Source organism: Acidovorax facilis (genome assembly GCF_023913775.1).
Lineage (GTDB): Bacteria > Pseudomonadota > Gammaproteobacteria > Burkholderiales > Burkholderiaceae_C > Acidovorax > Acidovorax facilis.
The window spans coordinates 36,505-48,657 of sequence record NZ_JAMXAX010000014.1; the positions used below are offsets into that span (position 1 = coordinate 36,505).

The following is a 12,153-nucleotide window of genomic DNA, read 5'->3' on the forward strand; positions in this document are numbered from 1 at the left end:
CCGCATTGCTTACCACTGCGGGGCCGATACACCGCAGTGGTTTATTGGTTATGCATCAGCGGCGACGGCGTGCAAAGGCCGTGGTGAAACAGCCCATCAGTATCGACAAAATGATCATCCCCCACTGGGACAGCGTAGGAATGGGTGATGCAAACCCGATCTGGCTTGCCGGCGAACACACTTCCAGGCCCGGCGTGGCCCCGGTAGCGGCCACTGGCGTCACACAGAAAAACAGGAAGTTGCCCACATCGCCTGCCACCGGGGTATACCCCATCGTTGTGGCGACATTCGTTCCTGCCGCCACGCTGTTGCTGGGGCTGCGCACCCAGCGGAAGGTGGATGCACCCTGCACGTCTGCATTGGCGTCCGTGTAGGTGTAGTTGCCTGTGGCGGGTTGCCCAATGGTCGGCACGCCCGCAACGGACACGGACAGGGCCACGGGGGGGCACCTGCGCAACCACCGAGATTTGCACCGTCGCATCGTCACAAAGAGCCGCGTTCGGAGCAGGCAGGCACACCCGGTAGGTGAATGTGTCGGTCCCGCTAAAGCCAGCATTCGGCGTGTAGGTGTAAGCACCCGTCGCGCTGTTCAGATTCAGGGTGCCGTTGGCGGTGCTCGCGAGCACCGCGTACGTGGAACCCACCGGGGCAGAATCATTGCCCGTCACCGAAGCATTGAACGGCACCCCTTGGGTGGCGGGGCCTGCATTGTCATCTACCGCATTCGGGCCGACGGTCACTGTGACCGTAGCGGGGACGCAGGTTGCCTGATCAGGTGCTGGCTTGCACTGTTGATAGGTGAACGTATCCTGGCCTGAAAAACCAGGTTGCGGCGTGTAGGTGTAGGCCCCCGTGGATGGATCGAGCACCACAGAGCCGTTGGCGGGTGTCGCAACCACGGCAAAAGTGGAGCCAGCCACGGTCGTGTCGTTGGTGGCCACATTGCCCGGCACAGGGGTGTTGAACGGGGTGGTGGCCGTGTCGTCCACAGCGCCGATGGCTCCAGGCGGCAAGGTCACCGTCACGGTTCCAACATCCACCCAGGTGCCTGGCACCGTGGCTGCATCGGTCACGGCCAGGTTGTCCAGCTCGAAGCCCCCTCCTCCAGCGTGGCGGACAACGATGGTCCTGAAATTGACGCTGGCCCCCCGCAGCAACAGGTTGATGTAGCCATAGGGCTCTCCTGTATTGCGACCCGCAGGCGGATTGGGGTTGCCAAAGTAGTCCGCCTTGGCGTACGAATTGCCGTCGATCGCCGTGATGTTGCCGCCCCCACCCAGCAGCGTTGTCAGCGAGTTCGTCGTGAACTGCGCCAACAAGGTGTTGGTGTCGTCATAGAACTCGATGGTGTTGCCGGCATTCCCCGCCGACCACCAGAATCCAACGTACTTCCGGTCGCCAATCAGGGTGATGGTGACCTGGTTGCCGTTTCCTATTGCAAGGTAGTTCCCTGTCCCATCTGCGCCACCGTACTGGTCCGCTGCAGTGCGGTTGACACCCCCGGTGGCACCAGTCCAAGCCCCGATGGCAAAACTCCCCGTCGCACCAATTGCCCCCGCTGCACCCGAGAAGGTTTCAACAATGGCGCCCGATCGCGTCGTGTTCTGTTCGCCGGGCGGTGAAAGGTATACGTCCAGAGTCTGAGCGCCAGCGTTGAAGCCACTCAGCAAAGAAGCCGCGCCAATCAGCACTGCAGACAAGGTCGGGGGACGCAGCAGAGAACCAGAGAAGCGCATAGATCGGGACAGGCTCAAAAGTGTGGCCGCGATCATAGGAGGGCTGTTACGCAAAGCGACAAGCGCCACCGAAATGCAACATTTGTTGACAATCTGCTACCTGCGGCGGCCGCAAGCTCCAGAGTGACTCCCTCTGAATGCGGGGTCAGCAGCCCCGTCCCTCACGCCTCCAGCGAGCTCAACCCCATGCTTGCATGCGACCAATCAAGGCGAAAGTGAAGCGTTTCCCGAGTCGCGGACGTGGCCACGATGCCTCTCAGCGCCCACCGCACAACGCGGTTCAGCGCTCACGCCGAATCAAAGCGCGTGACCGAAACGCCCCAGGCGCGGGGCCCAGTTGGCAAGGATGTCGGCCGACACCAGCACCCGGCGCGCCTGGCCGATGAGCAAGTGGCGCGGCACAAACCCGATGTAGCGTGAGTCGGCGCTGTTGTCGCGGTTGTCGCCCAGCACCAGGTATTCGCCCTCGGGCACCGTCACCGGGCCGAAGCTGCGGTGCGCGGTCACGCCCTGCAGCCACTGCACACGGCGCTCGTGGCCCTGCAGGTGCTCCGTCCAGCGGGTGGCGGGCACCTGGGCGCCCCATTCCAGCAGGGTTTCGGTCACCGCCTCGGGCGCGTCATAGCGCGCCGCCTCGCCGTTGAGGTACAGCACCTCGTCGCGCATTTCCACAGTGTCGCCGGGCAACGCCGCAATGCGCTTGATGAGCCGCGTGCCATCGCGCGGCGACGAGAAGGTGACCACATCGCCCCGCGCGGGCTCGCCCAGGCGGACGAGCACCACATCGGTCAGCGGCAGCTTCAGATCGTAGGCCAGGCGGTTGACAAAAACGACGTCGCCTTCGAGCAGCGTGGGCCGCATGGACCCCGAAGGAATCGGATTCCAGTCCGCCACCGCCGTGCGAAAGATGCCGAAGCACAGCAGCAACACAATGAACCCACGGTTCGATTTGATCCATTTCAGCAGCATGACGACAACTCCAAGTAGCTTCAAAGCAAGCGCTCTGCTCGGATGCGCCCTGTTGCAACTTGGTTCCGTGAGACAGGCCATTGCGGATCTCCCCCAACGCTTGCTTTGAGCGCAGCCAATTCCAGTGCACCCGTGGAACCGGCTTTGCCGGGCCACCAGGTGCGTCCCCCTTGGGGGAAGCAGCGCAGCCGCTCAGGGGGGCTTTTTTCTAGCCCGAGGATGCGCCGCGTCATACACCTTGGCCAGGTGCTGAAAATCAAGGCGCGTGTAGACCTGCGTGGTCGTGATGTTGGCGTGGCCCAGCAGCTCCTGCACCGCACGCAGGTCGCCGCTGCTTTGCAGCAGGTGGCTGGCAAATGAGTGGCGCAGCATGTGCGGGTGCACCGGCGTGGTCAAACCCGCCTGCTGGCTGCGCTGGCGCAGGCGCAACCAGATCGACTGTGCCGTGAGCCGCTTGCCGCGCTGGCCGACGAACAGTGCCGTATCCAGCCGCGCCGATCCTTCACCGCCGAAGGGAGTGGCCCGCAGTAGCAGCCAAGCCTGCAGCGCTGCGGTGGCCGCGCGCCCTACGGGCACGCTGCGGCGCTTGCTGCCCTTGCCGAACACATGGGCCTCACCCGCTTGCAGATCGACCCAGCCCCGGCCCTGGCGCTGGGTGTCGGCATTGGGGATGGCGTCGAGCCCCGCGAGTTCACCCACGCGCAGGCCGCAGCCGTAGAGCAGCTCGACCATCGCAGCATCGCGCGCCTCCAGCCAGGGGTCGGCGCCGGTGTTGTCGAATTCGGCCAGCCGGACGGCATCGTCCACGCCCAGCGCCTTGGGCAGTGGCTTGGGCGCCTTGGGGCCGCGCACGTCCTGCACCGGGTTGTGCGGAATCAGCCCCTGCCGCCCAGCCCAGATGAAAAAGCCGCGCCAGCCCGAGAGGATGAGCGCAATGCCGCGCCCGCTGCGCCCGCCGCTGTGCATCTGCGCGACAAAACGGCGGATGTGTGCGGTCTGCAGCTGCAGCAGCGGCACGCTGACCGCCGCCGCAAACTGCGCGAGCTTTTCAAGGTCCAGCGCGTAGAGCGTGAGCGTGCGCGCTGCCAGCCGCTTTTCGACGCGCACGTGCTCCAGGTAGCGCAGGACGTGGGGGTCGAGCGTGGTGGGCGCAGTGGGCGTGTCAGACATGGTGACCGTGGCTGAGCCGCCGCAGAGTGACCGCTGGCCGTCTGGCTACTTCAGACGAAGCAATGCGGCGCTGGCGAGTTCTGCCATGCGCGACAGAAATTCGGTGCCCATCGTGGCATCAAAACGCTGCGGGTCTTGCGAGCCCAGCACCAGCAGGCCAAAGGCGGGCGTGGCGCTGTCGATGGCGCCTGCGCGCAGCGGCAGCAGGGCCAGCGACTGGGCGGGCTCGCCCGCCTCGTTGGCCAGCCAGGCGGCGGGCTCGAAACCCAGGTTGGGGCCGCAGAACGGCATGGTGAGCGACGAGGCGAACGCGCGAGCGTCTTCGCTGGCGCCCTGGGTGAAGTCGGCGTCGATGTACGGCGCAGCCACCTCCCACACGCGGACCGCCGCCTGGGGCACGTCGAAAAGGGTGCGCACACCATCCACCACAGCCTGGGGCAGGTCGAACGGGTCGCGCACCTGCAGCAGGCTGCCGGTCCATTGGTGGACCTTGTTGGCAATGGCAGCGTTTTCGGTGCTGTTACGCACCATTTCCATGATGCGCTGCTCCAGGCCCTTGATCTTCTCTCGCAGCATTTCAGCCTGTCGCTCCTGCAAGCTCACGGCGCGCGCGCCGTGGGGGCTGGTGATCTGCACGCTGGCCAGCACCTCGGCATGGCGTTCGAAAAAGCCCGGCGTGTTGGTGAGGAACTGGGCGATGTCGTCTTCGGTGATCGGTGGGATGTGGGACGTCATAGGAGGGTGTCAGGAATGTCGATCTGGCCTTCGAACACCGTGGTGGCGGGGCCTGTCATGAAAACGGAATCGGTGTCGGCACCGCTCCAGGCGATGGTGAGGCGGCCGCCGCGCGTGTCCACATGCACCTCGTTATCGAGCAGGCCGAGGCGGATGCCGGCCGACACGGCGGCGCAGGCGCCCGTGCCGCAGGCCAGGGTTTCGCCAGCGCCGCGCTCGAACACGCGCAGCCGCACATGGGTGCGGTCCACGATCTGCAAAAAGCCTGCATTCACGCGCTGCGGAAAACGCGCGTGGCGCTCGATCAAAGGGCCCGCTTCGGCGACGGGGGCGGTGTCCACGTTGTCCACCAGTTGTACGGCGTGGGGGTTGCCCATGGAGACCACCGCTATCAAAACAGTAGCCACTAGCGCTTTATCATCCAGCGCTAGAGGCCATTTTTGCCCTGACCCTTGCTCTACAGGGCTCAGGCCGCTGGCATCGAACGGTACCTGCGCGGGATCGAACTGCGGGCGGCCCATGTCCACGGTGACACGGCCATCGGGCGTGAGACGGGGGGCAATCACGCCGCTTTGGGTCTGCACCCGCAGGGTGTCTTTGCCCGACAGGCCTTTGTCGTGCACAAAGCGCGCAAAGCAGCGGGCGCCGTTGCCACACTGCTCCACCTCTCCGCCATCGGCGTTGTGGATCACGTATTCGAAGTCGATACCGTCAGCGGGCGAAGGACGCACGGTGAGGATCTGGTCGGCCCCCACGCCGAAGTGGCGGTCGGCCAGAAAACGGTATTGGGCGGTGCTGAGCCCCAGGCGGCCCTGGGTTTCGTCGAGCACCACGAAATCGTTGCCCGCGCCCTGCATTTTGGTGAAGCGAATCTGCATCCGCCAGATTATCGTCGGTGGGCCTCCAATAACCTCAGGCAGCGCCGGTTTCACGGCCCCATTAGGCTTGCGCTCTTTGGGCGCCGCTCTGGCCGCCTCCCGCCAAGGACTCTTTGATGCCCGATCTTTCCGCCTTCGCCATCACCCACAAATGGCCCGCCCAGCACCCCGACCGCCTCCAGCTGTATTCGCTGCCCACGCCCAACGGCGTGAAGGTGTCGATTGCGCTCGAAGAGCTGGGCCTGCCGTATGAACCCCACCTGGTGAGCTTTGACACCAACGACCAGACTTCGCCCGAGTTCCTGTCGCTCAACCCCAACAACAAGATCCCCGCCATCCTCGACCCGAATGGCCCGGGTGGCGAGCCGCTGGCGCTGTTCGAATCCGGCGCCATCCTGTTGTACCTGGCCGAGAAAACCGGCCAGCTGATCCCGCAGGAGGCCGCTGCGCGCTACGAAACCATCCAGTGGGTGATGTGGCAGATGGGCGGCCTGGGCCCGATGTTCGGCCAGCTCGGCTTCTTCCACAAGTTTGCGGGCAAGGACTATGAAGACAAGCGCCCGCGCGACCGCTATGTGGCCGAATCCAAACGCCTGCTGGGCGTGCTGAACCAGCGCCTGGCAGGCCGCCAGTGGGTGATGGGCGACCAGTACACCATTGCCGACATCGCCATCCTGCCCTGGGTGCGCAACCTGATTGGTTTCTACGGCGCGGGCGACCTGGTGGAGTTTGGCCAGTTCACCGACGTGCAGCGCGTGCTGGACGTGTTTGTGGCACGCCCTGCGGTGGTCAGGGGTCTGGCAATTCCGGCACGCGGCTGAGCGAGGAGATGGTGCGCGCTGGCGCTTTCTTTCTCGCCCGCCCTTGATATTGATCATGCCGGCCAGCCCGCCGCACGGCCGCCGCGCACCTACGATGGACCTCCTTAAAAAAACAGGGAGTACCTCATGGGATTAACCGTCAACGTTCTGGACGATCTGGGCGCGCACAACCTTCAGGCAGCTGCCCAGGCGGCACTGCAGGAGACCAACGCCATCGCATTGATCGAGCTGCTGGAGATGCTGTGGAGCTGCGACGTGGAAGGCGCCAACGCCGTCATTGATGCGGTGCTGCTGCGCCTGCAGCAGCTGCGGGCGTTGCGCTGAGTGGTCAAACCCAGCACACCCGCCGTAGTACGGCCCATGGGCCGTACCGAAGTGGGACGTGTGCACACGGCGCGCCTCCCCTCGATAATGGCCCGATGCCCCGCACCAGCCAACAACTGCACCCCTACCGCGAACCTGTAGCCACCCGCCTGGCCGCCACTGTGCTGCTGCTGCGCGATGCACCCGTCAATGCGGGAGGCATCGAAGTCCTCATGACCCGGCGCTCCGACAAGGCCAGCTTTGCACCGGGTGCCTATGTGTTCCCGGGCGGGGGCATCGATGCGCTGGATGCGCAATCGCACACCGCCGCCGACCGCCGCCCCACCCAAAGCGACCTGCACCTCACCCAGGCCATCGCCGCCATCCGTGAGAGTTTTGAAGAACTGGGTGTGCTGCTGGCCCGCCATGCCGACGGCCCCCGCAAGGGGTTGATGGCCGATGCGCAGGACATCGCCGCCATCGACCGCCACCAGCCCTTTGTGGCGCAATGCACCGCGCGCGGCCTGCGGCTGGCGGCCGACAGCGTTTTCATGCTGGCCCACTGGATCACCGACCGCGACCTGCCGCGCCGCTTCGACGTGCCATTTCTCGTCGCCCGCATGCCCGAGGGCCAGGAGCCTGTGGCTGACGAGGCCGAGCAGTTCGAGCCCGTCTGGGTGCGCCCGGCCGATGCGCTGGCACGGCATGAGGCGGGGCAGTTCTTCATGATCTTTCCGACCATCCGCACACTGCAGCGGCTGGCCACGTTTGCCACCACCCAGGCCGTGTTTGATGCACTGGCCCACGAGCTGCCCCTGTGGACCAGCTGCCCGCGCGCGGGCACGCTGGCGGGCAAGGAAGCGCGGTACATGGAAAGCGACATGCCCTACGGCGAGCTGGCCCTGGTGTGCCCCGACGGCCAGATCGTGCACCCGCTGGACTGGCAAACCGAGCGCCCCGTGCCGCTGCTGCGCAACGTACACCGGTTGACCGCCCCCAACCCCGGCGTGATGACCGGCCCCGGCACCAACAGCTACCTGGTGGGCGACCCCGCCACGGGCTACATCGCCATCGACCCCGGCCCGGCAGACCCCGAACACCTGGACAAGCTCTGGCGCGCGGCGGGCGGTGACATCCGCATGATCGTGTGCACCCATTCGCACCCCGACCACTCGCCGGGCGCCGCGCCGCTGCAGGCACTGTGTGTGCAGGCGGGCAAAGCCCGGCCCCCCATCCTGGGCCTGCCCTCGGCGCCCACCGCGCGCACGGCCAGCACATTCACACCCGACAGATCGCTACAAAATAATGAGCTACTCGCGCTTGATGGACAAGCGCCAGAGGGCAATATTACCCATACTTTGCAGGTGATCCACACCCCGGGCCACGCCGCCAACCACCTGTGCCTGCTGCTGGTGGAAGACGCCCTGCTCTTCAGCGGCGACCATATCCTGAACGGCAGCACCACGGTGGTGGACCCACCTGACGGCAACATGGCCGACTACCTCGATTCGCTGGACAAGCTCGACGCCGTGTGCGCCGAGCATGGCGTGGAGTTCATCCTGCCTGCGCACGGTTATGTTCTGGGCAATGCCCGTGGCGCCATCGCCAAGCTCAAGTCCCACCGCCTGGCACGCGAGGCCAAGGTGCTGGCCGCCATGCAGGCGCTGCCCCAGGGCAGCATGGAAGACTGGGTGCGGCACGCCTACGCCGACGTGCCGCCGCGCATGTGGCCCGTTGCGCAGCGCTCGCTCCTGGCGCATGTGGAGCGCATTCGAGCACAACAGCCCGGGAACAATTGATGCCCCCTGAGTCGCTACGCGCCTTCCCCCTCAGGGGGACGCCACCAGTGGCCCGGCAAAGCCGGTTCCACCAAGGCACTGGCATGCGGCAGCACCCGTATTGAAGGCACCGCCGACAATCACGCATTTGTCCCTTCGATTCCCATAGGCGAATGCCTACCTTCCTCACCCCATGACCGACAAGAACCCCGACCCCTCCCACATCCGCCTGGCCAAGCGTGTGGCCGACCAACTGAACTGCTCGCGCAGCACGGCCGAGCAGTTCGTCGAAGGCGGCTTTGTGAGCGTGGACGGCCAGGTGGTGGAAGCCCCCGGCGCACGCGTGCGCCCCGACCAAGCCGTGACGGTGGCGCCAGACGCCAGCCTGCTGGAGTTGACCCCGGTGACCTTGCTGCTACATAAGCCAGTGGGGTTTGAAGCGGGCCTGGGTCTGCCCGCCGGGCAGGCGGCCCATGCCAGCCGCAGCCAGGGCGCCACTGCGGCCACCACCCTGCTGGGCCCGGCATCCCACCTGCCTGAGGACGCCTCAGGCATCCGTGTGCTGCAGCGCCACTTCAAGCAGCTGGAATGTTTCACCCCGCTGCCCACCGAGGCCAGTGGCTTGGTGGTCTACACGCAGGACAAGCGCATCGCGCGCAAGCTGGCGGAAGACATCGAGTCGCTGGAGCAGGAGTGCATCGTGGAGGTGAAAGGCGACATTGCACCGAACGGGCTGCAGCGCCTGTGCCACGGCCTCTCGTTCAACGGCCGCCCGCTGCCGCCCATCAAGGTGAGCTGGCAAAACGAGACCAAGCTGCGCTTTGCCCTCAAGGGCATCCGCCCCGGCCAGATCCCGGCCATGTGCGAGGCCGTGGGCCTGGCCGTGGTGGCCTTGAAGCGCATCCGCATCGGCCGCGTGCCGCTGGCGAAGGTGCCTGAAGGGCAGTGGCGGTATTTGCAGCCTTGGGAGAAGTTCTGACTCCCCCTGAGTCGCCTTCGGCGCCATCCCCCTGAGGGGGACCCACCCGGTGGCCTGGCAAAGCCAGTTCCACGGGTGCGCTGGTGATGACGCGCCAGCTGCTGACAACAGAGCCGGCAGAGACATCGCTGCACCAGTCAGCTACTAAAAATATAGCTACTCACGCTTGATGGAAAAGCGCCAGAGGCCAATTTGGCATAAATTTTTCTTCCACTGACCGCTGCTACACTGCGCGGCAAACAGGAGGGAGTTCATGAGCCAAGTTTCATCAGACAGAGACAGCGCTGCGGGGCCGATGTCTACGTTCATGCCGCAGAACATCGATGCACACCCGATGGAGTTCACGGGCAGCGGGGGCGAATACTTTCGGGTGTGGATCGTCAACGTGCTGCTGTCCATCGTCACGCTGGGCATCTACACCCCCTGGGCCCGGCGCCGCACGGCGCAGTACTTCTACAGCCACACGCTGGTGGCGGGCAGCCCGCTCGAATTCACTGCGCAGCAGCGCAAGATGGTGATGGGCTTCGTGCTGCTGATGCTCATCACCCTGGCCTACAACATCGCGGCCAACACGGGGCAGGATGCTGCCGTGGGCGTCTTGCTGCTGACGGGCGCCGTGCTCTCGCCGCTGATCTGGGGCAGTGCCATGCGCTTTCGGCTGGGCGCCACGCGCTGGCGCGGCCTGCGCCTGCAGTTCACCGCCCACTGGAAAGAGGTCTACCTCGCGAGCTGGCCCCTGTTTGCGCTGGCATTGGTGTGGTTTGGCGTGTTTTTTGGCATGCAGATCCTCTCGCCCGAACTGGCCGACGTCTTGCAGGAGGTGGAGGACGAAGCCGCCAACCCCAAGATGCCTTCGTTCACCCCGGCCATGGGCGCCCTGCTGCTGCTGGGCCTGGTGCTGACCGTGCTGTGCTTCATCCGCCTGGAATACAACTACAAGAGCCTGCTGGTGCTCAAGGCCCAGGTAGGCGCCGAAAAAGGCCGCTGGAAGCCGGTGTACATGGATTTCGTCAAGGTGTGGCTGGCCACGGTAGCCGTTTTCGTGCTGACCGTGGTGGGGTTCTCGGTGTTGATTGGCGTGCTGGCGGGCAGCTCCATCGCCCTGTTCGCCGGTCAGAGCAGCCGCATGGGCCTGTGGATGATTCTGGTGATCATCGTGTCCATCATCGCGGGCATCTTCATGCTGATCTTGGCTTCGGCCCCCGCCCGCGCCTACCGGGAGGCGCGCATGTTCCAGCTCATGTGGAACAACATCGGCGTGAGCCATGTGGCACGGTTCAAGTGCCATCTCAAGAGCAGCAGCTACGTGGGGCTGCGCATCAAGAACATGCTGCTCACCCTGCTCACGCTCGGCCTCTACCGCCCGTTTGCGCGGGTGAGTGAATACCGCATGAAATGCGAATCCGTCACCCTGCACGTCAAGGGCGGCGTGGAACAGGTGGCGGGCGCCATGGTGCGCCAGCAACAGGGCGGCCTGGGCGATGCGCTGGCCGATGCGGCTGGCCTGGACCTCATCGGTTGAGCATGCCCGCCCCCGTGAACACAGACCTGCTCCAAGGACGCTGGTTCGACGGCCAGAGCAGCAGAGCCCGCCCCGTGATGGTGAGCCTGCGGCCCACGCCGCAGGGCCCGTCGCTGGTGCTCCACCCGCTCTCTCAGCCGGGCGCCGAGCCGGTCGTGTTCGCCTGGAAGGACGTGGGCTGGCCAGAGGCCTGGAACGAACACAAGCCCCAGCCCCGGGTGGTCGTGGACCTGCGGGACCACGGCAGCCTGGAGATCGATGCCGTGAGCGACTGGCGTGCCGCCCTCGCAGCCGCTGGCGAACGCCCCGGCCTGGCCCAGCGCATGCAGACCCGCTGGCCCGTGCTGCTGGGTGTGACAGCCGCCGCCGTCATCGGCCTCACGCTGTTCTACCGCTATGGCACGCCCTGGGCAGCCACACAGCTCACCCGCTTTGTGCCCCTGGGCTGGGAAACCAGCGTGGCCGAGAACGTGCTCAAGCAGATGGACGACGGCACCTTGAAGCCCAGCAAGCTCCCCAAGGAGCGGCAGGAGCAGCTCAAGGCCCGCTTTGACGCCCTGGTGCAGCAGACGCCCACAACCATGCACCGCTACCCCGACTACCGTCCGCCGCTGTCGCTGGAGTTCCGATCAGGCATGGGCGCCAATGCGTTTGCCCTGCCCGGCGGCAAGATCGTGATGACCGACGGCATCGTGAAAACAGCCACCGACCAGGGCCTGCCCGACGACGCCCTGGTGGGCGTGCTGGCCCACGAGATCGGCCATGTGGTGTACCGCCACACCACGCGCATGGTGGTGGAACAAGGCGTGCTCAACATGGGCCTGGGCCTGGCGCTCGGGGACGTGTCGACGGTGGTGTCCACAGGCGCATCGGTGCTCACCGGCCTGGCCTACAGCCGCAGCCACGAACGCGAAGCTGACTGCTACGCCATCGCCCTCATGAACCACACGGCCCTGCCCACGGCGCCCATGGGCAAGCTGCTGCTGGCCATTGCCCACGACGAAGAGGAAGAAGAAGAAAACAAGAAGAAAGAACAAGAGAAAGCAGGCCAGGACAAGACGGCTGCACCCAAGGCAGACCCCGGCGCCAGCAGCCCCGAACGCGCGCGCCAGCGCAAGACGGCAGAAGAGATGGCCTCGCATCCCGTGTGGTCGCTGCTCAGCAGCCACCCCGACACCGTGGCGCGAGCCAGCGAGCTGGAAAAGGGGCATGCGCCCCATTGCACGAAAAACTGAGCCAGCCCCCGCCCCTTGCTGGGCAAG

11 protein-coding genes and 1 pseudogene are annotated in these 12,153 nt (G+C 65.6%); 6 read left to right on the top strand and 6 right to left on the bottom strand.

Annotation, left to right across the window (positions count from 1 at the left end; all coding sequences use genetic code 11):
• Positions 1–55: 55 nt before the first annotated feature.
• From NFX52_RS31070 to dapF, 6 genes and pseudogenes are all read right to left on the bottom strand, one after another.
• Positions 56–556, bottom strand: coding sequence for an IPTL-CTERM sorting domain-containing protein (locus tag NFX52_RS31070; RefSeq protein ID WP_353848477.1), 501 nt, complete (start codon positions 554–556; stop codon positions 56–58).
• Positions 525–1,772, bottom strand: a pseudogene (locus NFX52_RS07045) (Ig-like domain-containing protein); the annotation flags it as partial. The gene NFX52_RS31070 and the pseudogene NFX52_RS07045, both read right to left, overlap by 32 nt.
• Before the next feature lie 261 nt (positions 1,773–2,033).
• Positions 2,034–2,705 carry a signal peptidase I gene (gene lepB / locus NFX52_RS07050; RefSeq protein ID WP_082437504.1) on the bottom strand — a complete coding sequence of 224 codons (672 nt, stop codon included), beginning with the start codon at positions 2,703–2,705 and terminating at the stop codon, positions 2,034–2,036.
• 192 nt (positions 2,706–2,897) lie between these two features.
• On the bottom strand, positions 2,898–3,875 hold the full coding sequence (locus tag NFX52_RS07055; RefSeq protein ID WP_055399606.1) for a tyrosine recombinase XerC: 978 nt from the start codon (positions 3,873–3,875) through the stop codon (positions 2,898–2,900).
• A 45-nt stretch (positions 3,876–3,920) separates the two neighbouring features.
• The gene (locus NFX52_RS07060) at positions 3,921–4,610 is read right to left on the bottom strand and encodes a DUF484 family protein (RefSeq protein ID WP_055399608.1); all 690 of its coding nucleotides are present in this window, start codon (positions 4,608–4,610) and stop codon (positions 3,921–3,923) included.
• Positions 4,607–5,488: a diaminopimelate epimerase gene (gene dapF / locus NFX52_RS07065; protein WP_055399610.1), complete on the bottom strand. Its 882-nt coding sequence runs from the start codon at positions 5,486–5,488 to the stop codon at positions 4,607–4,609. The genes NFX52_RS07060 and dapF overlap by 4 nt, the downstream gene beginning before the upstream one ends.
• A 116-nt stretch (positions 5,489–5,604) precedes the next feature.
• Between dapF and NFX52_RS07070 the strand changes: the two genes are divergently transcribed.
• The 6 genes from NFX52_RS07070 to NFX52_RS07095 all read left to right on the top strand — a co-directional run bounded on the left by NFX52_RS07070 (position 5,605) and on the right by NFX52_RS07095 (position 12,126).
• Complete coding sequence (locus tag NFX52_RS07070; protein ID WP_055399612.1) at positions 5,605–6,309, top strand: glutathione S-transferase N-terminal domain-containing protein; 705 nt, start codon at positions 5,605–5,607, stop codon at positions 6,307–6,309.
• Between the two features lie 126 nt (positions 6,310–6,435).
• Complete coding sequence (locus tag NFX52_RS07075) at positions 6,436–6,633, top strand: hypothetical protein (RefSeq protein ID WP_055399614.1); 198 nt, start codon at positions 6,436–6,438, stop codon at positions 6,631–6,633.
• 95 nt (positions 6,634–6,728) lie between these two features.
• The gene (locus tag NFX52_RS07080; protein WP_207401947.1) at positions 6,729–8,411 is read left to right on the top strand and encodes an MBL fold metallo-hydrolase; all 1,683 of its coding nucleotides are present in this window, start codon (positions 6,729–6,731) and stop codon (positions 8,409–8,411) included.
• A 172-nt stretch (positions 8,412–8,583) separates the two neighbouring features.
• Positions 8,584–9,369 carry an rRNA pseudouridine synthase gene (locus tag NFX52_RS07085; RefSeq protein ID WP_055399618.1) on the top strand — a complete coding sequence of 262 codons (786 nt, stop codon included), beginning with the start codon at positions 8,584–8,586 and terminating at the stop codon, positions 9,367–9,369.
• Between the two features lie 253 nt (positions 9,370–9,622).
• Positions 9,623–10,891 carry a YjgN family protein gene (locus NFX52_RS07090; protein ID WP_055399620.1) on the top strand — a complete coding sequence of 423 codons (1,269 nt, stop codon included), beginning with the start codon at positions 9,623–9,625 and terminating at the stop codon, positions 10,889–10,891.
• A gap of 2 nt (positions 10,892–10,893) precedes the next feature.
• Positions 10,894–12,126, top strand: a complete 1,233-nt coding sequence (locus NFX52_RS07095; RefSeq protein WP_055399622.1) for a M48 family metallopeptidase — start codon at positions 10,894–10,896, stop codon at positions 12,124–12,126.
• Positions 12,127–12,153 lie beyond the last annotated feature (27 nt).